This window comes from Halorubrum sp. ASP1 (genome assembly GCF_005435135.1).
Lineage (GTDB): Archaea > Halobacteriota > Halobacteria > Halobacteriales > Haloferacaceae > Halorubrum > Halorubrum tropicale.
On record NZ_SGUA01000001.1, the window covers coordinates 86,490 to 112,858 of the forward strand.

At 71.3% G+C, this 26,369-nt stretch carries 27 protein-coding genes; 21 read left to right on the forward strand and 6 right to left on the reverse strand.

The window, feature by feature from the left end; genetic code table 11:
- Positions 1–9: 9 nt before the first annotated feature.
- On the reverse strand, positions 10–429 hold the full coding sequence (locus tag EXE48_RS00455; protein ID WP_053771760.1) for a DUF2237 family protein: 420 nt from the start codon (positions 427–429) through the stop codon (positions 10–12).
- Positions 430–537: 108 nt separating this feature from the next.
- Here EXE48_RS00455 and EXE48_RS00460 point away from each other — a divergent pair, with 108 nt between their 5' ends.
- The 3 genes from EXE48_RS00460 to EXE48_RS00470 are packed head-to-tail and all read left to right on the forward strand — an operon-like array spanning position 538 to position 3,570.
- Positions 538–2,328: a DNA polymerase/3'-5' exonuclease PolX gene (locus tag EXE48_RS00460; protein ID WP_137710558.1), complete on the forward strand. Its 1,791-nt coding sequence runs from the start codon at positions 538–540 to the stop codon at positions 2,326–2,328.
- Positions 2,325–2,870 carry a DUF5615 family PIN-like protein gene (locus tag EXE48_RS00465; RefSeq protein ID WP_053771758.1) on the forward strand — a complete coding sequence of 182 codons (546 nt, stop codon included), beginning with the start codon at positions 2,325–2,327 and terminating at the stop codon, positions 2,868–2,870. The genes EXE48_RS00460 and EXE48_RS00465 overlap by 4 nt, the downstream gene beginning before the upstream one ends.
- A 55-nt stretch (positions 2,871–2,925) precedes the next feature.
- Positions 2,926–3,570, forward strand: coding sequence for a DUF7095 family protein (locus EXE48_RS00470; RefSeq protein ID WP_053771757.1), 645 nt, complete (start codon positions 2,926–2,928; stop codon positions 3,568–3,570).
- A gap of 23 nt (positions 3,571–3,593) precedes the next feature.
- On the opposite strand, the gene EXE48_RS00475 is transcribed toward EXE48_RS00470, so the two are convergent.
- The 4 genes from EXE48_RS00475 to EXE48_RS00490 all read right to left on the reverse strand — a co-directional run bounded on the left by EXE48_RS00475 (position 3,594) and on the right by EXE48_RS00490 (position 6,809).
- On the reverse strand, positions 3,594–4,427 hold the full coding sequence (locus EXE48_RS00475) for a class I SAM-dependent methyltransferase (protein WP_137710559.1): 834 nt from the start codon (positions 4,425–4,427) through the stop codon (positions 3,594–3,596).
- Between the two features lie 63 nt (positions 4,428–4,490).
- The gene (locus tag EXE48_RS00480) at positions 4,491–4,964 is read right to left on the reverse strand and encodes a hypothetical protein (RefSeq protein ID WP_137710560.1); all 474 of its coding nucleotides are present in this window, start codon (positions 4,962–4,964) and stop codon (positions 4,491–4,493) included.
- 89 nt (positions 4,965–5,053) lie between these two features.
- Positions 5,054–5,890: a deoxyribonuclease IV gene (locus tag EXE48_RS00485; RefSeq protein WP_121599268.1), complete on the reverse strand. Its 837-nt coding sequence runs from the start codon at positions 5,888–5,890 to the stop codon at positions 5,054–5,056.
- A gap of 70 nt (positions 5,891–5,960) precedes the next feature.
- Positions 5,961–6,809, reverse strand: coding sequence for a lipoate--protein ligase family protein (locus EXE48_RS00490; protein ID WP_137710561.1), 849 nt, complete (start codon positions 6,807–6,809; stop codon positions 5,961–5,963).
- A 146-nt stretch (positions 6,810–6,955) separates the two neighbouring features.
- Between EXE48_RS00490 and EXE48_RS00495 the strand changes: the two genes are divergently transcribed.
- From EXE48_RS00495 to EXE48_RS00575, 18 genes are all read left to right on the forward strand, one after another.
- Positions 6,956–7,870, forward strand: coding sequence for a serine/threonine-protein kinase RIO2 (locus tag EXE48_RS00495; RefSeq protein ID WP_053771752.1), 915 nt, complete (start codon positions 6,956–6,958; stop codon positions 7,868–7,870).
- 98 nt (positions 7,871–7,968) lie between these two features.
- A complete protein-coding gene (locus tag EXE48_RS00500; RefSeq protein ID WP_137710562.1) occupies positions 7,969–8,967 on the forward strand; it encodes a HEAT repeat domain-containing protein in 999 nt (332 codons plus the stop codon).
- 60 nt (positions 8,968–9,027) lie between these two features.
- The gene (locus EXE48_RS00505) at positions 9,028–10,287 is read left to right on the forward strand and encodes an ABC transporter substrate-binding protein (protein WP_053771750.1); all 1,260 of its coding nucleotides are present in this window, start codon (positions 9,028–9,030) and stop codon (positions 10,285–10,287) included.
- Positions 10,288–10,290: 3 nt separating this feature from the next.
- Entirely contained in the window at positions 10,291–11,322 is a 1,032-nt protein-coding gene (locus tag EXE48_RS00510) for an NAD(P)/FAD-dependent oxidoreductase (RefSeq protein WP_053771749.1), read from the forward strand.
- 2 nt (positions 11,323–11,324) lie between these two features.
- Complete coding sequence (locus EXE48_RS00515) at positions 11,325–12,521, forward strand: FecCD family ABC transporter permease (RefSeq protein WP_137710563.1); 1,197 nt, start codon at positions 11,325–11,327, stop codon at positions 12,519–12,521.
- On the forward strand, positions 12,521–13,465 hold the full coding sequence (locus EXE48_RS00520; RefSeq protein ID WP_137710564.1) for an ABC transporter ATP-binding protein: 945 nt from the start codon (positions 12,521–12,523) through the stop codon (positions 13,463–13,465). Before EXE48_RS00515 ends, EXE48_RS00520 begins: the two co-directional genes overlap by 1 nt.
- Before the next feature lie 101 nt (positions 13,466–13,566).
- Positions 13,567–14,841, forward strand: coding sequence for an ABC transporter substrate-binding protein (locus EXE48_RS00525; protein ID WP_137710565.1), 1,275 nt, complete (start codon positions 13,567–13,569; stop codon positions 14,839–14,841).
- A gap of 1 nt (position 14,842) precedes the next feature.
- Positions 14,843–16,021 (forward strand): ABC transporter substrate-binding protein, encoded by a 1,179-nt coding sequence (locus tag EXE48_RS00530; RefSeq protein WP_137710566.1) that lies wholly within the window; start codon positions 14,843–14,845, stop codon positions 16,019–16,021.
- Between the two features lies 1 nt (position 16,022).
- A complete protein-coding gene (locus EXE48_RS00535; RefSeq protein WP_137710567.1) occupies positions 16,023–17,249 on the forward strand; it encodes an ABC transporter substrate-binding protein in 1,227 nt (408 codons plus the stop codon).
- A gap of 353 nt (positions 17,250–17,602) precedes the next feature.
- Positions 17,603–18,394: a DUF7260 family protein gene (locus EXE48_RS00540; protein ID WP_137710568.1), complete on the forward strand. Its 792-nt coding sequence runs from the start codon at positions 17,603–17,605 to the stop codon at positions 18,392–18,394.
- Between the two features lie 160 nt (positions 18,395–18,554).
- Positions 18,555–18,974, forward strand: coding sequence for a metal-dependent transcriptional regulator (locus EXE48_RS00545; RefSeq protein WP_137710569.1), 420 nt, complete (start codon positions 18,555–18,557; stop codon positions 18,972–18,974).
- Between the two features lie 207 nt (positions 18,975–19,181).
- On the forward strand, positions 19,182–19,508 hold the full coding sequence (locus EXE48_RS00550; protein WP_053771741.1) for a NifU family protein: 327 nt from the start codon (positions 19,182–19,184) through the stop codon (positions 19,506–19,508).
- A gap of 193 nt (positions 19,509–19,701) precedes the next feature.
- Positions 19,702–20,940 carry an ABC transporter substrate-binding protein gene (locus tag EXE48_RS00555; RefSeq protein WP_137710570.1) on the forward strand — a complete coding sequence of 413 codons (1,239 nt, stop codon included), beginning with the start codon at positions 19,702–19,704 and terminating at the stop codon, positions 20,938–20,940.
- Position 20,941: 1 nt separating this feature from the next.
- A complete protein-coding gene (locus EXE48_RS00560) occupies positions 20,942–22,201 on the forward strand; it encodes an ABC transporter substrate-binding protein (protein ID WP_137710571.1) in 1,260 nt (419 codons plus the stop codon).
- Entirely contained in the window at positions 22,201–22,377 is a 177-nt protein-coding gene (locus EXE48_RS18610; protein ID WP_167551901.1) for a hypothetical protein, read from the forward strand. Before EXE48_RS00560 ends, EXE48_RS18610 begins: the two co-directional genes overlap by 1 nt.
- A complete protein-coding gene (locus EXE48_RS00565) occupies positions 22,374–23,384 on the forward strand; it encodes an FAD-dependent oxidoreductase (RefSeq protein ID WP_137710572.1) in 1,011 nt (336 codons plus the stop codon). Before EXE48_RS18610 ends, EXE48_RS00565 begins: the two co-directional genes overlap by 4 nt.
- Positions 23,381–24,214: an FAD-dependent oxidoreductase gene (locus tag EXE48_RS00570; RefSeq protein ID WP_053771738.1), complete on the forward strand. Its 834-nt coding sequence runs from the start codon at positions 23,381–23,383 to the stop codon at positions 24,212–24,214. The genes EXE48_RS00565 and EXE48_RS00570 overlap by 4 nt, the downstream gene beginning before the upstream one ends.
- Positions 24,215–24,240: 26 nt before the next feature.
- Positions 24,241–25,275 (forward strand): DUF7551 domain-containing protein, encoded by a 1,035-nt coding sequence (locus EXE48_RS00575; protein WP_137710573.1) that lies wholly within the window; start codon positions 24,241–24,243, stop codon positions 25,273–25,275.
- A 10-nt stretch (positions 25,276–25,285) separates the two neighbouring features.
- Here EXE48_RS00575 and EXE48_RS00580 read toward each other — a convergent pair whose 3' ends face one another.
- Positions 25,286–26,347: a TrmB family transcriptional regulator gene (locus EXE48_RS00580; RefSeq protein WP_121599252.1), complete on the reverse strand. Its 1,062-nt coding sequence runs from the start codon at positions 26,345–26,347 to the stop codon at positions 25,286–25,288.
- Positions 26,348–26,369: the final 22 nt, after the last annotated feature.

Below are 26,369 nucleotides of genomic sequence, written 5' to 3' on the forward strand. Positions count from 1 at the left end.
CGCCCGCGCTCAGTCGAGGCTCCCGGGCTCGAACGTCTCCGGGTCGAACTCGTGTTCGCGGAGGTGGTCGGCGTCGACCGCGCGCAGCACGGACTCGTTCGTGGCCTCGAGGACGACCGGCGGCGCGACCCCCGCCTCGGCCGCCTCCGTCCAGCGGCCGACGCAGAGGCACCAGCGGTCGCCCGGCTCCAGCCCGGGGAAGTCGAACTCTGGGCGCGGCGTGATCAGGTCGTTGCCGCGGTCGCGGCTGTACCGCAGGAACTCGGCCGTCACGACCGCACAGAGCGTGTGTTCTCCCACGTCGCCGTCGAGGTCGCGGCAGTACCCGTCGCGGAGGTACCCGGTCGTCGGCTCGCCGCCGCAGGGGGCCAGTTCGCCGCCGAAGACGTTGCGTTCGCCGGGCTCCCCGTCGGAGTCGTCGGTCGACATACAACGGGGTTCGGCCGCCGCCGACATAAGCGACCGGCGGGTCGCCGTCCGGCGGCCGTCGAGCGTTCGGCCGGCCGTATAAGTGCCGCGCCGTCGAACGGTCGCGTCATGAGCCGGAACGACGAGGTCGCGACCCGCCTCGAGGAGTTCGCCGACCTCCTCGAGGCGACGGGCGTCGAGTACAAGCCGACCGCCTACCGACGGGCGGCCGAGAACGTCCGCGACCACCCCGCGCCGATCGAGGGGCTCGCGGCGGAGGGCGAGGACGCGGTCGCCGAGATCGACCGGGTCGGTGACGCCATCGCCGCGAAGGTCGTCGAGTACGTCGAGACCGGCGAGATCGAGGAGCTGACGGATCTCCGCGAGGAGCTGCCGGTCGACATGGCCGGGCTGACCGCGGTCGAGGGCGTCGGCCCCAAGACGGTCGGCTCGCTGTACGACGCGCTCGGAGTCACCGACCTCGACGAGCTGGAGGCCGCGGCCGAGGCGGGCGAGATCCGGGAGGTGTCCGGGTTCGGCGCCAAGACGGAGGAGAACATCCTCGAGAACGTCCCGTTCGCCCGCGAGGCCCGCGAGCGTACCCGCCTCGGCGACGCCCGGCCGCTCGCGGACGACGCGCTCGCGTACCTCGCCGCCCTCGACGCCGTCGAGTCGGTCGAGGTGTGCGGGTCGATCCGGCGGTGGAGGTCCACCATCGGCGACGTCGACCTGCTCGTCGCCAGCGAGGCGCGCGAGCCGATCGTCGAGGCGTTCACCGACTGGGACGCCGCGGACGCGACGATCGAGGCGGGCACCGGGAAGGCGAGCGTGCGCGCCGACGGCACCCGCGTCGACCTCCGGATCGTCGACCCCGACGAGTTCGGCGCCGCGCTCCAGTACTTCACCGGGTCGCGGGCGCACAACGTCGCCGTCCGCAACCGGGCGATCGACCGCGGGCTCAAGCTGAACGAGTACGGGCTCTTCGACGTGAGCGACCTCGACGAGGACCCCGCCGCCGACGCGGGCGACGGCGGAGACGCCGCCGAGGCGGACTCGACGCGCGCCGGCGAGCGCGTCGCCGGCGAGAGCGAGGACGGGGTGTACCGCGCGCTCGACATGGAGCCGGTCCCGCCCGAGCTGCGCGAGGACCGCGGCGAGGTCGACGCGGCCGCCGAAGACCGGCTCCCGCCGCTCGTCGAGCCGGGCGAGCTCCGCGGCGACCTCCACACCCACACCGACTGGTCCGACGGCGGCTTCTCGATCGCGGAGATGGCGCGGGCGGCCGACGAGCGCGGGTACGACTACCACGTCGTCACCGACCACGCGACCGGGCCGGGGATGGTCGGCGGGGTCGGCCTCGACGAGTCCGACATCGAGGAGCAGGCGGCGGCGGTCGCCGAGGCCGCCGAGGAGGTCGGGATTCCGATCCTCCACGGGATCGAGGCGAACATCGACGCCGACGGCGGGCTCTCGACGGACGACGAGACCCTCGCCGCGCTCGACCTGGTGGTCGCGTCGCCGCACGCCGCCCTCGGACAGGACCGCGAGGCGGCCACCGAGCGGCTGGTCCGGGCGGTCGAACACCCCCACGTCGACGTGCTGGGCCACCCGACCGGCCGCCTCATCAACGAGCGGCCGGGGCTCGACCCCGACGTGGAGGCGATCGCGGCGGCCGCGTCGGCGGCCGGCACCGCGATCGAGGTGAACGCGAACCCCGCTCGGCTCGACGCCGACGGGGAGTTCGTCCGGGCCGCGATCGAGGCGGGCGCGACGATCGCCGTCAACACCGACGCGCACGCCCCGCGCGAGCTCGACAACGCGCGCTACGGGGTTCACACCGCGCGGCGGGGGTGGGCGCGGGCCGCCGACGTGCTCAACGCGCGCTCGCTCAACGGGGTCCGCTCGTTCCTGCTCGAATGACGAGCGGCGACGGCGGCGACGCGCCCGACGGTCGGGGCCCCACAACCGGGGGGAACCCCCCGGTCCTGCTCGACGTCATGTGCGGGAAACTGGCGACCTACCTGCGCCTGTGCGGCTACGACGCCGCCTACGCGCTCGACCGCGGCGTCGAGGCCGACGACCGGCTCCTCGACCTCGCGGCCGACGAGGGGCGGACCCTGGTCACCCGCGACCGCGACCTCGCGGCGCGGGCCGACGCGACGGACGGCTCCCCCGAGGCCGTCCTCCTCACCGAGCGCGACGTGCTCGACCAGCTCCGCGAGTTCGACGCGACGGGGTTCACCGTCGAACTCGCCGCCGAGCCCTCCCGGTGCGGCTCGTGTAACGGTCCCGTCGAGCGCGTCGCGGTCGACGAGGCGAACCCCGCTCCGGCCGACCGCCCCGACTACGTTCCGGACGACGTGGGGACCGACCGGCCCGGATGGCGCTGTGCCGAGTGCGGGCAGTGGTTCTGGAAGGGGGGCCACTGGGACGACGTGGCGGCGCGGCTCGACGGGCTCTGACCCGCCCGGCGGCCGAGCGTAACCGGTTTGCCCGCCCGCCGCGTACCGGTCGGTAATGGAACGCGAACGGGCCGTCGACCGCCTGGAGTCGCTCGTCGACCGCGTCGAGCGCGAGCCGATGCCGGTGCCCGTCCGCGAGGTGTGGGCGTTCGGCGACGTGGCGCTCGGGCTCGACCCGGTCGACCGGCTCGACGTCTACCTCACGAAGGACGTGATCATGGGCGGCGACGGCGACGCGGCCGCCGCCTTCGAGGCCGAGTACGGCGTGAAGGGCGTCGGCACCACGGTCGACGCCGACTGGGCCGAGGCGAACCCCGACCGCGTCCGGACGAGCGACAACGGCTACGCGGCGCCCGAGAAGTGCCTCGCGGCCGAACTCGTAGAGGACGACGAGCCCATCCACCTCGAAGTGTGTAACGCGGGCTTCGAGGACAACGTCCGCCAGCGGCTGAAGGGGGCGCTCGCCCGCGACGCCTACGAGGAGGTGCTCGACCCCCGCGGGGTCTGCCTGTGGGTCGACGGCGAGCGCGACGACGAGGCGTTCGACCGCCTCCGCGAGGCCTCGCTCGCGATGCCGACGCTGCCCGCCGCGCTCGGGATGCTCGGCGCCGACGAGGACGCGGCCAACGCGGCCGCCGACGTGCTCAAACGACGGCGCGCCGAGCAAGAGGGCGCCTCCGTCCGCGGCGACATGGTCTGACCCGGCGCCCGGGGCAACGGGGGTCAGCCGCCCGACGCCACCCGTCCGACGGTCACGTCGAAGGGGACGTACTCGGCGCGCTCGTACTCCTCGGCGCCGATGGCGTCGACGACCTCGCGGCCCATCTCGCGCCAGCGCCCGCGGAGGTCGTCGTAGGCCGCCTCGGAGGTCGCGGCGACCAACTCCTCGCGGTGGTCGGCTAGGCCCGCGCCGGAGGCCTTCCGGGCCGCCGACCGCAGCGCGGCCTCCGCGTACGGCGGCTCGGTCCGCTTCTCGTGGACGTAGCGTCGCGTCCGCACGTCGACCAGCCCGGCCGCGCCGAACGCCTCGCGCACCCGGTCGCCGAGCGCCACGTCGGTGTCGACGCCGGCGACGTACGCCTCGCGCGCCTCGCGCTCTAAGCGCTCCTCGGCGTCGACCGTCGAGGCCACCCGCACGTCGGCGTTGTCCGGCTCGACCGCGGCGACGAGGTCCCCGGAGACCCGGGCGAGCTCACGCACCGCCGCGGTCGGGGCCGGCAGGTTGATCAGGAGCGCCTGACAGACCGCCAGGTCGACCGCGTCGTCGGCGACCGGCAGCCGGGTCGCGTCCCCAGCCAGGTAGCCGATCCGCCCGTCGCTCTCCTCGCGGGCGACCCCGAGGAGGTCGCGGTCGGCGTCGACGCCGATCACGGTCGCGTCCGCGTCGCCAGCAGCGTCCGCCTCCGCGGCCAGCACGCGGGTCAGCTCCCCCGTGCCGCAGCCGACGTCGAGGACGCGCTCGCGGCTCGGCAGGTCCAGGTCCGCGAGCGCGTCGCGGCCGTCGTCCCACATCCCGCGGCGGGTGTGTTCGAGGTACTCGGCGGAGAAGCGTCGCACGGGCCCGCTTCGCGGCGGGCGGAAATAAACGTCAGGAGATCGGTCGCGGGCGGCTCCGCGTCCTCACTCGTCGCCGCGTTCGCCGTCCCTGCTACCGGACCCGACCCCGAGCAGGTCGGCGGCGAGGACGGCGGTCACGCCGGCGCAGTAGCCGACGAACGCGCTGGTCACCCCGACCGCGGCGAAGCTCACCGTCACGTCGCCGATCGCCGGGTTCCCCCCGTTGATTCCGGGGACGCCGACCACCGTTCCGAGGAGGACGAACCCGCCGAGGACGGCCGCCGGCACGACGCCGACGGCCAGGCACGCCGGGCCGCCGCACCTCGCGTACGCGCCGGCGGCGGCGAGCGGCCCGGGCGCGTAGAACACCAGCAGCGGCAGTATCCGATCGGTCAGGGCGCTCGCCGTCGTCACGCCCGCCGTCTCGGCGAGGAACGCGGCGACGAGCGCGAGCGCCACGGCGCCGGCGAACCCGACCACTAACACGACCGCGCGCTCGCGACGGCGTCCGAGCAGCAGCGCCTTCGTGGTGGGCATATCCGTGGATCGCTCGCGAGGTCACTTAAAACCGCGTCGGACGGACGGCGTCCTCGGGGCCGACGGCGTTCGGCGCCGCGGAGCTCGTCTCAGTCGTGACGCAGCTCCCGCACCCGGTCGATGTTCCACGCGAAGCTCTTCCCGTCCTCGGTCGGCGTCTCCAGGGCCAGCGGCACGTCGACCAGATCGGGGTGGTTGAGGATCCGCTCCATCCCCGCCTCGCCGATGTGCCCCTCGCCGATGTGGGCGTGCTCGTCCTTGTTGGTGCCGCACTCGTGTTTCGAGTCGTTGAGGTGGATGTACTCCAGGTGTTCTAACCCGACCACGTCGTCGAACTCCGCGACCGTCTCGTCGACCGCCTCGGGCGTCGAGAGGTCGTAGCCCGCCGCGAACGCGTGGGCCGTGTCGACGCAGACGTCGATGTCAGTCTCCGTGCGGTCGACGATCCCCGCGAGGTGTTCGAACTCGCCGCCGAGCTTCGTCCCCGCGCCCGCGTCGCTCTCGATCAGGACCGTCACGCCGTCGGGCACGTCGAGGTCGTCGATCACCGACGCGGCGTTGTCGAGCCCGCCCTCGACCCCGGCGCCCGTGTGCGCGCCGAGGTGGACGTTGACGTACGGGATACCCAGCTTGTCGGCGGCGTCCACCTCCTTTTGCATCGAGTCGAGCGACTTCTCCCGGAGCCCCTCCTTCGGCGTACAGAGGTTCACGAGGTAGGAGGTGTGGATCACCCACGGTCCCTCCAGGTCGCGCTCGGTCCCCTCGCGGAACCGCTCGGCCTCGTCGTCGCCGATGTCCGGGTCCTGCCACACCTGCGGCGAGTGGGTGAATATCTGCCCGCAGTTGCCGCCGACCTCGACCTGGTTCGCCACGGCGTTGTCCACGCCGCCCGCGATGGAGACGTGCGCGCCGACCTTGAGGCTCATACCGGGTACACGGAGGCGGTCGAAAAAGCCCCTTCGGAACCGGGAATCCCCGCCCCGCCCGCCGAGGCCGCTACGCCCCGCCGCTGCCGGGGCGCGTTCGGACCCACGCCTCGTCGCGGTACTTCTCCGCGACGAGCTCTTCGGCCCGTTCCAGCTCCGCCTCCGTCCACGAACCGTCCGTCTCCACGGTCGCGTCCGGCGCCGCTCCCGCCCAGTCGGCCAGCGCCGCCTCGACGGCCGCGACCGCGTCCGCCCGGTCGACGTCGACCAGCTCGTCCATCCCGACGACGCGGTCGCGGAACGCTCCGGGTGTCACCGGGGGGTCGGCGAAGACGCCCAGATCGCGGTCCGCTTCCACGGAGAACGTCAGCGACCCGTGCTGAATCACCGCCTCCCGCTTGCGGTACTGCGCGTTGCCGGCGATCTTGCGCGGTCCATTTCGGCCGTCGTCGGCAACCACGTCGTGCGCCGCGTGAAGCTCGCGGAGGTAACACGCCGGGTGGTACAGCTCCGGCTGCGGCTCCTCGACGTAGTCGGCGTCGATCCCGAGCCGGTCGAACGCGTCGAGGACGGGCTCGCAGAGCAGGTGATAGCAGTCGAGCAGCTCGCTCGGCACTTCGTCCGCGGGGACCGCGATGGAGTACGCCACGTCCCCGCGACCGTCGTGGTAGATCCCGCCCCCGCCCGTCTGCCGGCGGGTCACGTCGATCCCCTCGCGCTCGCAGAACTCCCAGTCGACCGTCTCCGGCTCCTGATGGCGCCCGAGGGTGAGACAGCTCGGCTCCCAGCGGTAGGTGCGGAGCGTGGCGGGCCCGCCCGCCGCGGCGGTCTCGGCGGCGACCTCGTCTAACGCCATCTGCATCGGGCCGGGGCGGGTCTCCTCGCGGATCAGCCGCCAGTCGACGGCGGGCGCGGTCATACTGCTCCCGTGGGGCGCCGCTCCGAAAGCGGTTGCGCTCGACGTCGCGAACGGCGAGATTCGGATTTGTTATCGCAGTATGCGATTTATCGGCCACCGATCCCGAACGCGCGTCCCTTTTACGAATCGCCGGAGTAGGGGCGCGCATGGTGCGAAACGTCGCCGGCGACATGGCGGAGCTCGACCCCGAGGACTTCTACCTCCTCTCGGGCGTCGAGCAGGGGATGCGCTTCTCGGAGTGGGTGCGCCGCGACAAGCTCCCCGACTACGCGGACCTGACGCGCGAGGAGGTCGACTACCGGATCGACCGGTGTCTCGACCGGGAGCTGATCGAGCGGAAGACGATCCAGTACGAGGGGTACCAGCTCACCTTCGAGGGGTACGATGCGCTGGCGCTCCGGACGTTCGCCGAGCGCGAGACCATCGACGGCGTGGGGTCGCCCCTGGGGCTCGGCAAGGAGGGCGACGTGTACGAGGCGCAGTCGTTCCGGCCGCTCGCCCTGAAGTACCACCGCGAGGGGTACACCAACTTCCGCGAGGTGAACCGCGAGCGCGAGTACACCGCCGACCGCGACCACGTCTCGTGGCTCTACACCGCGCGCAAGGCGGCCGAACGCGAGTACGAGGCGATGGAGGAACTGTACCCCGACGTGAGCGTCCCGCGGCCGGTCGATCACAACCGGCACGCCATCGTGATGGAGAAGTTCCCGGGCGTGGAACTGTCGCGCGCGAAGCTCGACCCGGAGCAGGCGGTCGGGGTCCTCGATCTGATCCTCCGGGAGCTGACGACCGCACACGACCTGGGCTGGATCCACGCCGACGCGTCCGAGCACAACGTCGCCGTCGCGGAGAGCGGCGTGACGGTCTTCGACTGGCCGCAGGCCGTGCCCGTCGACCACGAGAACGCGCGCGACTTCCTGAAACGCGACGTCGAGAACCTCACGCGGTACTTCGCTCGCAAGTATCCCCACGAAGTGCCTCGAGAGGCCGATATCGACGGCATCGCCGCCGCTATCGCCGACGGCTCGTTCGACAGCGTTCGAGCGTTCGACGACCGATAAACCAGATAGCGCGATATACAATTCTTATCGGGCAGTACGCTGCCCGACGCGGAACCACCGCGTTGAAACCGGTCGCTCGCGAGACTCCCGAACAGATCATGGAGGACTCGGACCCCGACCGCCTCGCCGCCCGGATTACCGAGGGAGACGCTGAGGCGGTCGTCGCGACCGTCGCGGACCTCACGGCGGTCGACGCCGAGACTCGTAAGCGCGCGCTGCGCGCCGTCAGAGACGCGGTCGACGACGGGACCCGCCTCGACGGGGCGGCCGTCGGGCCGCTGACGTCGTTCCTGACCGACGACGACCGGGCGGTTCGGCTGACGGCCGCGAAGCTGTTCGTCGCGCTCGCGCGGACGGCACCGGAGGCCGTGACCCCCGCCGTCGATTCGCTCGGGGAGCGGCTGGCGGACGACGCGGAGTTCTACTACGTCCGGGCCCGCTGCGCCGAGGCGCTCGGATACGTCGCCGTCGAGTCGCCCGAGGCGGTCGCGGACCCGGCGACGCTGGCCGACCTCCGCGTCGGACTGGAGTTCGACGAACCGGAGGTGAAAGAGAAGCTCGCGAAGGCGCTGGCGCACGTCGCGCTCGGCGATCCGAGCCGACTCCGCCACCACGTCGACTCGCTCGCCGAGCACCTCGACGCCGGCGACGAGCTCGTGCGCTACCACCTCTGTACCGCGCTGGTCGCGATAGGCTGTGAGCACCCCGAGCGGCTGACGGCCGCCGAGGCCGCCCTCGGCGATCGCCTCCGCGACGAGAGCCCGTACGTCCGGGGACGCGCCGCCGAGGCGCTCGGCCTGCTCGCCGGAACCAAGCCGCCGAAAGAGCGCGCCGACGCGGGCGAGGCGCTTGACGAGGTCGACGCCGACGCGGCGCCGTCCTTCCTTCTCGACCGCGCGGAGTTCTGCCGGCGCCGACTGGCCGATCCCGCGTCAGATCCGGTGTCCGGCGTCGGCACCGTCGAGTCGGTCCGCGAGGGGACGGCCGACGCGGTCGCGGCGATGACGGTCCCCGACGACGGCGTCTGCCCGCACTGCGGCCTCGACTTCGCCGACGGCGGCCCCCCGATGTGTCCCCGCTGCGGGACGCCTCGCTGACAATTTTGGCCGGCCTAAAGATTCGGAACTCTTTTGAAGAGTTAGGCGAGCCTAAAACATATGGCAAACGAACGGCCCGACCGGCCGGAACCGTCTCGGCGGGACTACGTCAAGTACGGCGCCGCCGTCGGTGTCGGCGGCCCGCTCGCCGGCTGTACGTCCGACGCCGGCAGTTCGTCGAGGGCGACGGACGACGACCCGGCAGCCGAAAACGAGACGACGGATGGGGACGACGGCGGGACGACGAGCGACGAGGAGTCGACCGGGGACACCGGGTACTCGGTGACGATGTCCCCTGTCGGGACGGTCGAGTTCGACGCCGTGCCGGAGACGGCCGTGACGTTCGACGACGTGTGGATCGACCATCTCGTCTCGCTCGGGCAGGGGGACAAGCTCGTCGCCAAGGCGCGCGACGGCGAGTTCTTCGGGAAGTACTACGACCAGCTCGACGGCGTCTCCTTCGACGGGGACGAGGTGAAGGCGATCTGGGGCGGGGAGGCCATCGACAAGGAGGTCCTCTACGAGGCGGACGCCGATGTCCACCACATCGACCCCATCCGGGCGATTGAGTACCTCGGCTTCGACGACGCGGACGTCGAGGAGGTCAGGTCGAACATCTCTCCGCTCTTTGCGAACCGGTTCAGCCGGTCGCACAACGCGCCGGAGTCGGCGACCGACTATCGGTACTACACGCTCTGGGAGCTCGCCGAGAAGTTCGCGCAGCTGTACCAGGTTCCGGACCGGGTCGCGGCGTACAAGCAGGTCCGCGACGAGATGGTCGCCGACATCGAGAGCCGCCTCCCGCCCGAGGAGGAGCGTCCCACCGTCGGACTGGTCGTCTTCTGGGCGGACGACGAGAAGTGGTACCCCTACAGGATCAACAGCCCCGGCTTCGGCCGCGCGCAGTACCAGCACCTCGGCGTCAACGACGCGTTCGACGACAGCGACAAGACGTACAACGCGAACTACGAGGCCGCGTACGACCACGAGGCGATGCTGGAGATCGACCCCGACATCCTCATCCAGAACTTCGGCATCGGGTACCCCGACAGCGGCGCGGGCTCGATGCGGCAGGCGGTGTACGACCTCATCGAGGACGACCCCGTCGCACAGGAGCTGACGGCGGTGAAGAACGACCGGTTCTACCCCGGCGGGACGGCGTTCCAGGGACCGATCTTCAACCTCTTCCAGATCGAGATCGCCGCCAAGCAGATCTATCCGGGCGAGTTCGGGGAGTTCAACGGCGTCGGCGAGCCGCCCGAGGACGAGCGACTGTTCGACCGGCAACGCGTTTCCGACATCGTCAACGGCGACATCTGACCAATGAGCACCACCGACCCCGAACCGACACGCGACTGCGACCGCGACGTGGCCGTCGTCGGCGGCGGCCCGGCGGGCTGTTCCGCGGCCGTGTTCTGCGCCCGCGAGGGGCTCGACACGGTCGTCTTCGACCGCGGGCGCTCGTCGCTCAAGCGCTGCGCGCACCTTGAAAACTACCTCGGCTTCCCGGCCGGGATCGACGTCGAGACGCTGTACGGGCTGATCCACGCCCACGCCGAGACCGCCGGCGCCGCGATCGTCCCGGACCTCGTCGAGTCGGTCGACCGCGCCGACGACGGTGAGGGATTCGTCGTCACTCCGCAGGAGGGCGACCACGTTTCCGCCCGCCGCGTGATCGCGGCGACGCGCTACGACGGCTCGTACCTGCGCGGACTCGGCGACGACGCGGCGATGTTCGACACGTACGAGCACGACGGCGAGGAGCACGACTGGTTCGACCGCGAGTACGCCGCACATGACGGGACGACGCCCGTCGACGGGCTCTACGTCGCCTCGCCCTCTGACGAGGCCGACACGCAGGCGATCATGGCCGCCGGCCGCGGCGCCCGCGTCGCGCACCGCGTCATCGCCGACGCCCGGATCGACGCCGGCTGGTGGGAGGCGGTCGCGGACGGCACCGACTGGGTGCGCCGCGAGGCCGAACTCGACGCCGAGTGGAGCGACCGCGACCGGTGGACCGAGTGGTTCGACGACCACTACGGCGAGGACGCGCCCGTCGACACCGACTCCGAGCGGTACCGGCGCGTCCGCGCGGCGGCCATCGACGACTCGCTCTCGTCGTACGTCGAGCCGGACGAGATCGAGGAGCGCGCGACCGCGGGGCAGGTCGCGCTCGCGTCGCACCTCGACGCGGACCGAGTGGCGGAGGCCGCCGACGCCGAGGCGCTGGTCGACGGTCTCGACGCCGAGGCCCTGCTTGACGCCCTCGACGACGAGACGCTCCTCGATGCGGTCGACGACGACAGCGTTCGGGACCGCGCCGCCGAACTCGGCCCGACGCAGGGGGGATCCTGACCGTGGCGACCGGCACTTCCTCGGAGACGGCCGGCTGGCGCGAGCAGTGGTTCGGCTGGTTCGACGGCGCGCTGTTCTCCCTGTGCGCGGCGAGCCTCGCCGTCGTCGTCGCCGGCGGGCTCGTGCAGGTGAGCTTCGGCGCGTTCTCGATGACCATCGTCGACGCGTGGCAGGCCGTGTTCACCCCGCGGGTCATCTTCGATGCGCAGGCGTGGCGGGCGTTCCTCCTCGGAGCCGAACTCCCCGAGATGGGCAAGCAGAGCCTCATCGTCTGGAACATCCGGCTCCCGCGGGTGTTCGTCGGGATGCTCGTGGGGATGAACCTCGCCGTCTCGGGCGCCATCTTCCAGGCCGTCACGCGGAACGAACTCGCCAGCCCGTTCATCCTCGGCGTCTCCTCCGGGGCGGGGCTGATGATCCTGCTCGTCCTCGTCGCGTTCGCCGGCGCGACGCTCGCGATACCCTTCCTCGCGGTGTCGGCGGACCTGTCGCTGTCGCTGACGACGGTCGAACTCGGAATCTCGTCGCTGTTGCCCGTTCTGGCCGCCCTCGGCGGGGCCGCCGCGTTCCTGGTCGTCTACGTCATCGCGTGGAAGAACGGGACCTCTCCGGTCCGGCTCGTGCTCGCGGGGGTCATCGTGGGCACGGTGTTCAGCAGCCTCCAGACGGCGCTGTTCTTCTTCGCGGACGACATCGGCGTCGTCCAGTCGGCCATCGCCTGGACTACCGGCTCGCTGACGGGCACCGACTGGGAGCAGGTCCGGATGGCCCTGCCGTGGACCGCCGTCGCGATGCTGCTCGCCTTAGTCAGCTCCCGCCAGCTGAACGTCCTGCTGCTTGGCGAGCGGACGGCCAGCTCGCTCGGGATGAGCGTCGAGAAGGTCCGGTTCGCCCTCTCGGGCGTCGCGGTGCTCGCGGCCGCCGCGAGCATCGCCGTGGCGGGCATCGTCGGCTTCGTCGGGCTGATCGTCCCGCACATGGTGCGCAACATCGTCGGGAGCGACTACCGGAAGCTGGTGATCGGCTGCGTGTTCGCCGGCCCGGCGCTGCTGGTCGCCGCCGACGTGGGCGCGCGCCTCGGCATGGCGGTGCTCGTCGGCTCCGACGCGCAGATCCCGGTGGGCATCGTGACGGGGCTCGTCGGCGGACCGTACTTCCTCTACCTGATGCGCAGACAGGAACAGATGGGTGAGATCTGATGGCGCTCGAACCGACCGCGGGCGAGTCGAAGCGCCCGACCGAGGCCGAGGCCGACGCGGGTCGGGACGCCGAGGTCGACGCGGGCCGGGACGCCGAGGCCGACGGCCGCCTCGACGGAGAGGACCTCGTCCTCTCGTACCCCGCGAGCGACGGGCCGGTCGTCGACGGCGAGTCGATCACGGCCGAGGCGGGCGCGGTGACGGCGCTCGTCGGCCCGAACGGGTCCGGAAAGAGCACGCTGCTGAAGGGGCTCGCCGACCAGCTCGCGCCCGCCGCCGGCTCGGTGCTCGTCGACGGGCGGGCGCTCGACTCGTTCGACAAGAAGGAGCTCGCACGGACGATGGGGCTGCTCTCGCAGGAGAGCACGTCGCCGAACAGCATCACCGTCGAGGACCTGGTGTACCACGGGCGCTACCCGCACCGCGGGTTCTTCGAGACGACGACCGACGAGGACGAGGCGGCCGTCGACCGCGCCATCGAGCTGGCGGGCTGCGGTCACCTCAGGGACCGCGAGGTCGGCAGCCTCAGCGGGGGGCAGAAACAGCTCGCGTGGATCGCGATGGTGCTCGCGCAGGACACGGACGTGCTCCTCTTGGACGAGCCGACGACGTTCCTCGACCTCCACCACCAGATGGAGGTAATGGAGATCATCGAGACGCTCCGGGACGAGAGCGAAGTCACCGTGGTCGTCGTCCTCCACGACATCGAGCAGGCGGCGCGGGTCGCCGACCGCGTGGTCGCGCTCAAGGACGGCGCGATCCGCGCCCGCGGCACGCCGGAGGAGGTCGTCACCGAGGACCTGCTCGCCGAGGTGTTCGAGATCGACGCCGCGGTCGACCGGACGCCGCGAGGGCCTCGGATCGAACCGCTCCGCGCCCGGCACGACGACGACCGCGAGCGCCCGAGCGAGCGCGTCGCGCGGGCCGACGGCGGCGACGAGTAGGCTCGCGACCGGCGCGGTCGATCCCGGGTCGTCGGCGAACGGCGCTCCGTCGGGAATCGACGGATCAGAATCCTTTTCAATTTTTAGGTCAGCCTAAAAGTATGGCAGACGAACGAAGCCAGCGTCGGGCGCCGACCCGGCGAGACTACCTGACGTACGGCGGCGCGGTCGTCGGCGCGGGACTGCTCGCGGGCTGTACGGGCGGCTCCGAGGGCCCCGGGTCGAACGCGACCGACGACGAGACGACCGGCGGGTCGAACGCGACGGACGGGTCCGACGCGACGGGAGACTCGAACGGCTCGACGGCCGACGCCGGCTACACGGCGACCATGGCGCCGGCCGGCGAGGTCGCGTTCGACGCGGTCCCGGAGGACGTCATGGTGTACAGCCTCCTGTACGCCGACCTGGCCGTCGCGCTCGGGCACGGCGACGCGGTCAACTCGCTCGGGTTCGACGCCGACGCCGGCGGGAACACGCTGGACGCCTACTACGCCGACCTCGACGGCGTCTCCTTCGACCGCGACGGGCTCGCGCAGCTCAACACGGGCTCCGGCGGCGGCATCTCCGTCGACCGCGAGCTGCTCTACGAGCTCGACAGCGACCTCCACCTCGCGGACCCCTGCCTGTTCGTCTCCTTCGACGGGTGGACCGAGGACGACGTCGCCGAGATCCGCGACAACGTCGGGCCGTGGTTCGGGAACATCTACAGCCGGCGGCGCTCGCAGCCGCCGGAGCCGTGTCGGGACCGGTACGAGTACTACGCGCTCCCGGACGTCGGCGAGCGCGTCGCCGCCGTCTTCCGGGAGGAGGAGCGGTTCGCCGCGCTCGACGCGGTCCGCGAGGACCTGCTCGAGACGGTCCGGAGCGACCTCCCGCCGGCCGAGGACCGGCCGACGGTCGCGACGCTCATCTACATGGACGGGACCTACTACCCCTCGCGGACCGACGGCCCCGGGTTCGCGAACGCGCACGTCCGACCGCTCGGCGCTCCCGATGCCTTCGCCGGCGACGAGGTCACCTACGAGACGACGTACGACCACGAGGCGCTGCTGGAGGTCGACCCCGACGTCGTCCTCCACCAGTTCGGGATCGCCTCCTACTACGACGTGGGCGCGGTCCGCGAGGAGCTGGCGGACCACCCCGTCGCGAGCGAACTCGCCGCGGTCGAGAACGACCGGTTCTACTCGTCCGGGAATCCGGTTCAGGGCCCGATCATGAACCTGTTCCAGCTGGAGATGACCGCGAAGCAGCTGTACCCGGAGCGGTTCGGCGAGTGGCCCGGCTACGACCACGGCGACGCCTACCCCGAGATCCCCGACGGCGAGCGGCTGTTCGACCGACAGCGCGTTGCGGACATCATCAACGGAGACGCCTGACATGAGCGACGACGACATCACCACGACCGGAGAATCGACCCGGCGCGACTACCTGACGTACGGTGGCGCGGTCGTCGGCGGAACCCTCCTCGCCGGCTGCGCGGGGCCCTCCGACGAGTCGGATTCCGGTGCGGACTCCGGCGAATCGGACACGGGTGCGGACTCCGGCGCCCGGGACGCGAGCTACTCGGTGAGCATGGAGCCGATGGGGACCGTCGAGTTCGAGTCCGTCCCGGAGACCATCGCGCCGTTCACCGCCGACTACATCGACATGTTGGTCGCGCTGGGCAAGGCCGACGCCGTCCGGTCCATCTGGTACCGCGGTCGCTACAAGACGAACCACTACGACGAGCTCGACGGCGTCTCCGTCGACCTCGACGGCCTCACCCAGCTGTGGAACGACGGCGTGTCCAAGGAGCTGTTCTACGAGATGGACGCGGATCTACACCTCATCGATCCGCACTCGCTGACCGACTGGCTCGCCGCCTGGGACCAATCCGACGTCGACGAGGTCCGGGACAACGTCGCCCCGTTCCTCGGGAACCTCATCTTCCGCCGCACGGACGACTGGCACGACTACCGGTACTACTCGCTGTACGAGGCCTTCGAGAAGGTCGCCGCAGCCGTCCAGGAGCGAGAGCGCTTCGAGGCGATCCGATCGATACACGACGACCTCGTCGCGACGGTTCGGGAGCGACTGCCACCGCAGGCGGAACGCCCCGACGCCGCGCTCATGTTCGCGGGCAAACAGCCCGAGGAGTTCACGCCCTACCGGATCAGCGGCGAGGGCGCGAACAAGGAACACTTCCACGCGGTCGGCATCGAGGACGCCTTCGAGGGGACGGGGGTCGAGGGGTACACCGGCTCCGAATCGCTAGACTACGAGACGCTGCTGGAGATCGACCCCGACGCCTTGCTGCTCCGGTACCACGGGCGGGGGATGAGCCGTTCGGAGTTCGAGGAGACGGTCGTCGCGTACCTCGAGGACCACGACCTCGGCAGCGAACTGACGGCCGTTCAGGAGGGCCGGGTGTTCCGCGGCGGGCCGATATACGCCGGGCCGCTTCACAACCTGTTCATGATCGACCGGTACGCCACCGGCCTCTACCCGGACCGGTTCGAAGACGAACGGCTGTTCGACCGACAGCGCGTTGCGGATATCATCAACGGAGACGCCTGACATGAGCGACGACGACATCACCACGACCGGAGAATCGACACGACGCGACTACGTGAAGTTCGGCGGCGCGGTCGTCGGCGGGGGGCTGCTCGCCGGCTGTACCGGCGCGTCCGACGACGGCTCGACGCCGGCGGACAACGAGACGACCGGCGCGACGAACGGGACCGACGAATCCGACGCGGCGGCGGACTCGGACGGCACCGACGAGTCGACCGACGCCACCGGGTACAGCGTCGAGATGGCGCCGGTCGGCGAGGTGGAGTTCGACGGCGTCCCGGAGACGTGGGAGTCGTACTTCCCGGGCTACGCGGACATGGGCGTCGCGCTCGGAAAGGCCGACGGGCTCGCCGCGGTCGGGTTCAAGTCGCGGTACCACACGTCGTACTACGACGAGCTCGACGGGGTCTCCGTCGACAAGGGGGAGATCACGCAGCTGTACGACGAGGGGATCGACAAGGAGCTCTACTACGAGCTCGACAGCGACATCCACCTCACCGACCCGCAGTGGCTGCTCAACAACTCCTTCTTCGGACTGGACGAGAGCGACGTGACGGAGCTGACGGAGAACGTCGCGCCGTTTATCGGGAACACGATCTTCCGCCGGACCGACTCCTGGCACGACTACCGGTACTACACGATGTACGAGGCCTTCGAGAAGGTCGCGGAGATATTCCAAGAAGGCGACCGCTTCCGGGCCTTCGCGTCCCTCCACGACGAGTACCTCGCGCGGGTCCAGGCGGACCTCCCGGCGGCCGACGCCCGGCCCGCGGGACTGCTGTGTTTCGCCGGGTCGGACGAGCCCGAGAAGTTCTCGCCGTACCGCCTCACCGACAAGGGGACCAACAAGAAGCACTTCCACGACCTGGGCGTCTCGGACGCGCTCTCCGGGACCGGCGTCGAGGGGCTGTCGACGGACGACCGCGGCCAGATCGACTACGAGACGATCCTGGAGGTCGACCCCGACGCGCTGTTCGTCCGCGGGCACGAGGCCAAGAGCCGCGCGGAGTTCGAGGACACCGTCCTGGCGTTCATGAAGGAACACGGCGTCGCGAGCGAACTGACGGCGGTCGAGAACGGCGCGGTGTACCGCGGCGGCCCGATATATCAGGGACCGATCCAGAACCTGTTCCTGACGGAGCGGTTCGCGACGCTGCTGTACCCCGACACGTACAGCGGCGAACTGTTCGACCGCGACGCGGTGAGCGCCATCGTCACCGGCGACGCCTAAACCGCGGGCGGACGTTTCGGCGCCGCGGTCACGCCCGGGGGCCGGCCCGCGGGCGGGTCGCGAGCGCGGACTCCGTGTGGAGCGGACCGTGACGACGCGTCTCGTTTCGGGGGCGTGCTGACCGGTACTTTCTTGTGTTTTTAGGCTGGCCTAAAACATATGCTCGGAGGGAACCGCACCGACACCGGACCGATTCGGAGAGCCGTTCGAACCTGCGCGAGCGCGTCGCCCGGTCGGCGGACCGAGGCCGGCAGTACGGACCACACCTGAACCATGGCAACGACCGACACTGTCGGGCGGACGAGCGCGGCCACACGGATCGCGGTCGCCGTCGTCGACGGAGGGGCCCTGAGATGAGCGTCGACACGTACGTCGAACGCGCTCGGACCCGCGTTCGGACGGAGCGGGAGGCCCTCGACGCGAAACGGACGGCGTTCGAGCGGTTCGACCGCCGCGTTCGGTCGATATCGGCCGATCCGACGCCGGTCGCGTCGACGGGCGCCGCCGTCACCGGAACGGAACAGCGCGTGAAACCGGCGGGCGACGCCCGCTGCCGAGACGTCCGTCGGGCGTTCGAGGAGACGGTCCGGCCACACAGCCTCGACGACGTCGAGGGCTCCGGCGACGAGTCGCTGCTGGAGACGGTCCGCTCGGAGCTCACCGAGTCGATCGCGCTGGCGCTCTCCCCGGCGACCGACGCCTCGTTCAGTCCGCAGCTGAAGCGAACGGTCGTCGCCGAGACGGCCGCCCGTCGCAACGAAGTCAAGGCGCTCGAAGGGGCGCTCGCCCGCGAGGCGGCGCGCCTGTCCGACGCCGCCGACGCCGTCGACGGCGTCGTCGATCGCCTCGCGGTCCTCGACGAGACGCCGCTGACGGCGCTCGGCTTCGAGGCGCTCGAGGCGCGACACGAGGCGCTCGACGAACTCCGATCGCGGTGTGCGGACCTGGCGCGGCGCCGACAGGAGTTTCTGAACGGCACGACGAGCAACGGAGCCGAGGCCGCCGTCGCTCACCGGCGGCTCCCCCCATACCTCTACCGCGACTTCCCCGTCGATCACCCCGTCCTGTCGACGGTCGCGACGCTCGACGCGACGTGTGACGACTGCCAGCGAGCGGTGCGGAGACACCTCGTTCGGAGGGTATGACCGTGGGAAGCGGACCGCGAGGTCGGCGCGCTCGGGCGTGGGCCTGGACGTACCTCGCGATTTTCGGTCCCGGTGACGGGCGTGAGGAAGGGGACGGCGCCGACGACGCCGACGGACCGTCGTCGACGGGGGCCGACGGCGAGACGCGAGGGGGTGAGCGATGACCGGCGCCCCGCAGTACCTCTTGGCGGTGTACATCCTCGGGCATCGGAACGGGGAGCCGATCGGGACGGGCGCGGTGGCCGAGGCGCTCGACCGGTCGCCGGCCACGGTCACCGAGACGTTTCAGCGGCTCGACGACGACGGCCTCGTCGAGTACCGGCCGTACGAGGGCGCGAGGCTGACGGACGCGGGACGCGAGCGAGCCGCGGAGCTACACGAGACCTACGTGACCGTCTCGTGGTTCTTCCGGAGCGTCTTGGACCTCGACGACTCGGAGGGCCAGGCGATGCGGGTGGCGGGGCTCGTCAGTCCGATCGTCGCCGAACGCCTCGCGGAGACGCTCCCCGTCGAGACGGGCGATGGCCCGGGAGCCGACGCGGACGACGCGTCGGCGACGACCGACGGCGAGCGGTCTTGACTCGGGCCCGGACGCGTCCTCACCCCGGTCGAATCCGGCAGACCGGTACCGACCGCCGTCCCGTTTTAGGCGGTGCGAAAAATAACAAAACGTAATTACTTATCAGCGGAATATCAGTATATATCCTATATATAGCCTCTATCGCGTGTTTTTAGGGTACCCTAATACCACAGTTTTATGATACTATGCGTTGAATGTGGGGACGCAATGAGCGCAGAAGGACTCGAACGGCAGACGCGGAGTTACCTGAGCAACGAAGTCCCGCAGATCCAGCAACACGGCGGCAGCTTCGAGATCCGCGACGTCGACGAGGAGGCGGGAACGGCGACCGTCGCCATCGGCGGCGCGTGTTCGGGCTGCGGTATCGCCCCGATGACGATGAAGGCCATCGAGCGCCGCCTCCCCGAGAGCGTCGACGGCCTCGAAGACGTGGAAGTCGTGCGGTCCGGCGGTCCGCGAGCCGCGGTGATGCCGTCGAAGACCGACGAGATGGACGAGATGGACGAGTACGAGGACTACAGCCCGCCGTTCTGACCGGGGAACCGCACGAGTCCGTCCCCGTCTTCGGGGAGAGCGCTCGAACCACGGACCCCGACCGGTCCCCGTGACCGCGCTCGACCACCGCCTCGACCGGCCGGTTCGGGCGCGGTTTCCCCCGACTCGCCGAACTCTTTAGGCTCGCCTAAGATTCGAAACCGATTTATTTCTTTAGGGTGGCCTAAAACGCATGGACTCAGACGCAGAGCGGTCCGGGGCGACCCGCCGCGACGCGATCAGGTACTGCGGCGTCGCCGGCGTGGGAGCGCTCGCAGGCTGCGCCGGGAGCGAGTCGCCGGAGGACACGAACTCGACCGACGGCGGCGGGAACGAGGCCGGCTCGGGGGACGGCGGCTCCGACGGATCGGGTGACCCCTCCGCGGACGACGGCGGGAGCTACACCGCGTCCATCTCGCCGACGGGCGAGGCGACGTTCGAGTCGCCGCCGGAGACGGTGTTCACCCGGCTCACCCACCACGCGGGCATGGCGTTCGCGCTCGGTCGCGGGAACGATGTCACCGCCCTCCACGCCCCGGACTACTACGACGGCCTCTGGAACCAGTTCGTCGAGCGCCTCCCCGGCGTCTCGCTCGACTGGTCCGGGCTCTATTCCTCGTGGCAGCCGGACAAGGAGAAGCTGTACGAACTGAACAGCGACGTCCACCTCGCGGACCCGGCGTGGATCACGCGGCAGGACGCGTGGAGCCGGGACGACATCGACGAGATCGGCGAGCGCGTCTCGCCGTGGTTCGGCAACTCGCTCTCGGACCGCCACCAGGAGCCGCCCGCGGAGTGGGCCGAGGGCTACCAGTACTACGGCCTCTGGGAGCAGTTCGAGATCGTCGCCGACGCGTTCCGGGAGCGCGAGCGCTACGAGGCGCTCGCGGCCGTCCGGGAGGACCTCCTCGCGACGATCGACGAGGGGCTCCCGCCGGAGTCGGAGCGGCCGACCGCGATCATGATCGCCGCCGCGGACGTCGAGGAGATGTACGCGTACACGCTGAGCAACCCCGGCTTCCTCACGTCGCACACGCGCCCGCTCGGGCCGCGCGACGCCTTCGAGGGGAGCGTCGAGTCCGGCACGGTCGTGGACTTCGAGACGATCCTGGAGGCCGATCCCGACGTGATCCTCTACCTCGGCGGGTTCGAGCCCGGGACCGACATGGCCGGCCGGCGGGCCGCCTTCGAGGACGACCCGGTCGGCTCCGAGGTCGCGGCGGTCAGGAACGACCGGGTCCACCCGCAGGGCGCCCGGTACCAGGGGCCGATCCTCAACCTCTTCCAGTTGGAGATGACCGCGAAGCAGCTGTACCCCGAGGCGTTCGGCGAGTGGCCCCGCTACGAGGAGGGTCCGTACCCGGAGATCCCCGAGGCGGAGCGGCTGTTCGACCGGCAGCGGGTCGCGGACGCGATCAGCGGGGACTACTGAGATGACCGACGAGACCGATCGCTCTGAGCGCGTCGACAGGCGCAATTACCTCCGGTACGGCGGGGCTGTCGCGCTCGGCGGCCTGCTCGCCGGCTGTACGGGCGGCGGGTCGTCCGACGGCGACGGGTCACAGCCCTCGACGACCGACGACGGATCGTCGGCCGACGGCGACGGAGACGGCTCCGACGGCGGCGCCTCGGGCGACGGGACGGCACCGTACGAGGCCTGTATCGAACCCGTCGGCTGTCTCACCTTCGAGTCGGTCCCCGAGACGTACGCCGTGTACAACGGGGGCTGGGCGGACATGGCGTTCGCCCTCGGCCAGCAGGACGGGTTCCTCACAGCGGGGAACATGATCCCGTCGTTCTTCTTCGAGCCGTTCGACCTCGACGTGCCCCCGCAGGACGAGCTACCGTCCATGTGGGCCGACGGCGGCTGGGACAAGGAGAGCTTCTACGAGCTCGACCCCGACGTGTTCCTCATCGACCCGAACTACCTCCACGGGACCGGCTGGGACGGCTCGTGGAGCGAAGCGGACACCGCCGAGATCCGCGAGAACGTCGCCCCGTTCTTCGGCAACAACATGCGTCGTCGCCGCGGATTCCACGACTACGAGCTGTACGGGCTCTACGAGGGGTTCGAGCGGCTCGCCGACCTGTTCCAGGAGCGCGAGCGCTACGAGGCGCTCGCGGCGGTCCACGAGGAGCTCCGGACCGAGATCGCCTCTCGGCTGCCGCCCGAGGAGGAGCGGCCGGAGGTCGGACTGATAAACAGCGGGTCCAACCCGGCGAGCGGTGAGATATATCCGCTGTACACCCGCGGCGAGGGGTACGAGATGAAGCCGTACCGCGATCTCGAAGTGAAGAGCGCCTTCTCGGAGGAGCTGGCCGAGAGCGGCGCGATCGGCTACGAGCGACTGCTGGAGGTCGACCCGGAGATCATCGTCGTCCACTGGGGGATCGGCACGACGGGCGACACCGACTCCTTCTCCGCCTCCGCGTTCCGCGAGCAGTACGTGACGCCGATGGAGGAGGACGAGGTCGGAAGCGAGCTCACGGCCGTCAGCGAGGGCCGCGTGTATCCGGGCGCGTACGGTGAACAGGGACCGATCGTCAACCTGCTCCAAACCGAAATGAAAGCCCAGCAGCTGTACCCCGAGGAGTTCGGCGAGTTCGATCCCGAGGCCTTTCCCGAGGTCCCGGAAGAGAACCGACTATTCGATCGCGACCGTGTCAACGACATCATCGCGGGTGACCTCTGATGCGCGCGCGAGAGTGGACCGTCGCGGCGACGTACGGCGATCCGTCGGAGTACGGCGTCCCCGCCCTCCCGCAGTGGCGCGTGGCGCGTGGCCCCGACGGCGCGGTCGCGTTCGCGGCGGCGGACGCCGACGAGCCGTTCATCACAGCCGACAGACCGGTCGAGGTGCGCCGATGACGACCCGTCCCGACACCACGCCAGCCGCGGACCCGGACTCGCGGACCGACGCCGACGTGGCCGTCGTCGGGGGCGGCGCCGCGGGGCTGTCCGCGGCGACCTTCGTCGCCAGGTACGGCCTGGAGACGACCGTCCTCGACGGCGGCAAGGCGGCGATCACGCAGTGCGCTCACGTCGAGAACTACCTCGGGTTCCCCGCGGGGATCGATCCCAACAGACTCCTCGAACTGGGTCGAACGCAGGTCGAGACCGAGGGCGGTCAGGTGGTCGACGAGCGCGTCACCGCGGTCCGGCCGGCGGACCCCGACGGCAGCGAGTCCGACGCGTTCGCCGTGGAGACCGGGTCCGGAGAACTGATCGCGGACCGCGTCGTCGTCGCCGCCGCGTACGACGGCGAGGTGCTGGACCCCCTTGCCGACGCGGTCGCGGACACACACGCAGGCACGGAGGCGGCCGACGACGCCGACGGGTCGCCGCCGGACCCGTTCGTCCCCACAGACGGGGGACGCACCGAAGTACCGGGACTGTACGTCGCCGGCTGGATGAGCGACGAGACCGTCCACCAGGTCGGCGTCAACGTCGGCCACGGCGCTCGCGTCGGCCTGGCGCTCGCCCGCGACGACATGAGCGACCGGTACTGGCCGGCGGTCGGCGAGCGCTACGTCGACTGGGTCGTCCACGACGGGCGCTACGGCGGCGACGGCTGGGACGACCACGTGGACGAGTGGTTCGAACGGGAGATGCTGCCGGCGGACGACGGGGTCGACCGGTCCGTCGTCGACGCCGCCCGCGAGGATCTCAAGGCTGAGTTCCTGGATCGGTGCGTCACCGCCGAGGAGCGCGAGCGGCGGGACCGCCGCGGGCAGCTCCGGCTGCTCGATGCCCTCGATGACGACGTGGTCCGCGAGTACGCCGCCGAGACGTTCGACACCGACCCGGCTGCGATCGGACTGCCCGATGAGGCGGCGGACGGCCCCGCTGAGGGCCGGGAGGTCGGGGACCGATGACTGACTCCGGCGCGGACGGCCCCGACGGCGGGTCGACCGACGCGAGCAGGGACGTGGTGGTCGTCGGCGGCGGCGTCGCCGGGCTCACGGCGGCCGTCTTCACCGCACGGCAGGGGCTCGACACCCTCGTCGTCGACCCCGGCGAGTCGATCCTCCGGCGCAACGCGCACCTCGAGAACTTCCCCGGGTTCCCGCTCGGGATCAACCCCCGACAGCTCCTCGACCGCCTCGACGAGCAGGCCGCCGGCGCCGGCGCGGACCGGTTCGACGGGCGGGTCACCCGGGTCGCGACGGTCGGCGCGGTCGACGACGCCGCGGCGGACGACCCCGCGGCGAACGCGCGACCCGACGCCGCCGCGGACGGCGCGCGGTTCGTCGTCGAGACGGACGGCGCCGACCCGGTGCGAACGCGGTACGTCGTCGCGGCGACGAAGAACGAGGTCGGCTACCTGGAGGGGATCGACGGCGTCGGGATCGTCGACCGCGGGAAGGCGTACGTCGACGTCGACGAGCGCGGTCGGACCGGCGTCGACGGGCTGTACGCGGCGGGGCGGCTCGCCGAGAAGCCCCATCAGGCCGCGGTCTGCGCAGGCCACGGCGCGGAGGTCGCGGTGACGCTCTTGGAGGACGACGACGCGCCCTTCTACCACGACTGGGTCGCGCCGGAGGGGTACTTCACCGACCGCGGCCGCGACGTGCCGCCCGGCTGCGAGGAGATCGACGCCGACGAACGCCGGGCACGCGAGGCCGCCGCGCTCGACGCGGCGCGCGAGCGGTCCGCCGAGCCGCACCCCGACCCCCAGGAGACGCACCCGAGCCTCGAGGACTGAACGCACGCGACCGGACCCACTCAACCGTGATCGGAACCACCCTACTCGACATCGCGGACCACATCGAATCGCTCGCGGCCGACGACGGCGAGTTCTCGCTCGTCTGCGCGCGGTACGGCGACCGGCCCGTGCCTGCCGCGGGGCTGCGCTTCGAGAGCCGCGAGACGGCCCGCGCGGCGGCCCGCGCGACGGAGCAGTACCGCGACACCCTCCGCCGGTACGACCCCGAACTCCCCTTCTACGACGTGGTCGTCAGACAGGAGTTCGCGGAGCCGCCGTCGGGGTCGACGGAGCGGGACGACGGCGGCCCGACGTTCGCCCCCGGGGAGGGCGGGTCGCCGCCCGCGGAGCTGGCGGACCGGATCGTTGACGGTACCGCCCGCCGGGCACCCGGCGGGGACGACGCGCCGACGGACCGCCGACGCGCGGGCGAGGCAGGGAGGCGCGGCCGGGCCCGCGACCGCGTCGAGTTCTGCCACGCGGCGGCCGCGGCGACGTTCGAGGCGCTCTCGGCCGGCGGCCACGACCGCGCCGAGTCGGCCGCGATGAACGCGTACTTCTCGCTCGCCGAGCGCGTCGCCGACCCCGACGACCTCTGTCTCTGCCTGCTCGAAGCGATGGCGACGGCGCTCGACCGGCACCTCGACCCGGACGCGCAGGCGTCGGTGCTGGCCGCAGCCGCCGAGCACCTCCCCGAGCCGTCGGAGTCGGCCGCCGCCGACCCGGTCGACGCGGCGTTCGACCGCCTCGCGGCCGTCGGTCTCGTCGAGGGGTACGAGCGCGCCGACGAGGCGGGGTTGGCTGCGCGACCCGGGGTTCCGGCCGACGACGCGACGGTCCGGGTCTCCGGGTACGCGCTGTCGCCCGCCGACGGGCGGGTCGCGACGCTCCCGGCCGCGCTGGAGCTGTGCCGTCGGGACTCGCGCGGCCGGATCGCCGGCATTTCCCTCCTCGGCGCGGCCGGCGACGCGACCGGCTCCGACTGGTGGGTCCGGGTCGACCCGGACGCGCCAGCCCTCGACGGCGGCCCGTCGACCGCGTCGGTCCCGTCGGCGAACTGACGCTCCCGCCCTACTCCCCGCCCGGTTCGATCCGCACCAGGTCCGCCTCGACGTCCTCGACGAACGCGCCCTGTCCCCCGACGGTGACCTCGCCGTCGCCGGTCGCGACGACGAGCGAGTGCTCGACGGGGAACTCGTTGTTCGTCGGCTCCACCATCCCCTGTTTCGTCTCGACGACGCGCCCGACGACCTCGGCGGGCTCGTCGTCGTCGGTCCACCGCCCGCCGACGGTCACCCGCGGCGGGTCGCCGGCGCGGAGCCGGAGTGTCGCCTGGAGGACGGTGTGCCGGAAGTCGGTGTACTCCGCCGGGAGCGGCGCCGGGTCGGCGACGGCCAGCTCGGTCGCGGCGGGCCAGTAGTTCCCGAGGAAGGAGCCGGCGATCACCGGCGCGAGCTGCTCCTGCGCGAAGGCGATGGCCTGCCGGTCGGTGGTCGAGCGCCGGAGCAGCTCCGGCGGGGAGACGACCCCGGCCGCGGAGTCGACGGTGAGCAGGGTCGGCATCGCCTCGCCCCAGGTCCGGACGACGTTCGCGACGCCCGCCAGCCCGGGGTCGTCGGCGTCGAGGTCGGCGGCCGCGTCGGAGACGACGAGCAAGACGAGCACGCCGCGGTCCACCGCGTCGACGAGCACCTCCTTCACCTCCGGGAGCTGCTTTGCGGTGATCGACAGCGCCACCTCGCTCTCGGCGTCGGCCAGCAGCGACCGGATCCGCTTGATCACCGTGGCCCGCGACTTGATCACCTCGAACTGCTCGGCCTGGCGCTCGACGCGGGAGTACCGCTCCGCCAGCCCGGGCCGCATCGCGTCCACGTCGGACCGGAGCCGGTCGATAACTTCGTCCGGCGGGTTCGCGCGGATCGTCGTCGGCACGACGTGGTCGTTCACCTCGACGAAGCCGCGCTCCGCCAGCGACTCGCTCACGCTGTAGACGTACCGCTTCGAGACGCCCGCCGCGTCGGCGACGGTGCTCGCCTTCGCCTCGCCGTGTTCCAGCAGACTGAGATAGGTGTCGACCTCCTTGTCGGAGAGCCCGAAGCGACGGAGGAGGTCGGTCAGCGTCCGGTCGTCCATACGAACGCCTCTTCCGAGCGAC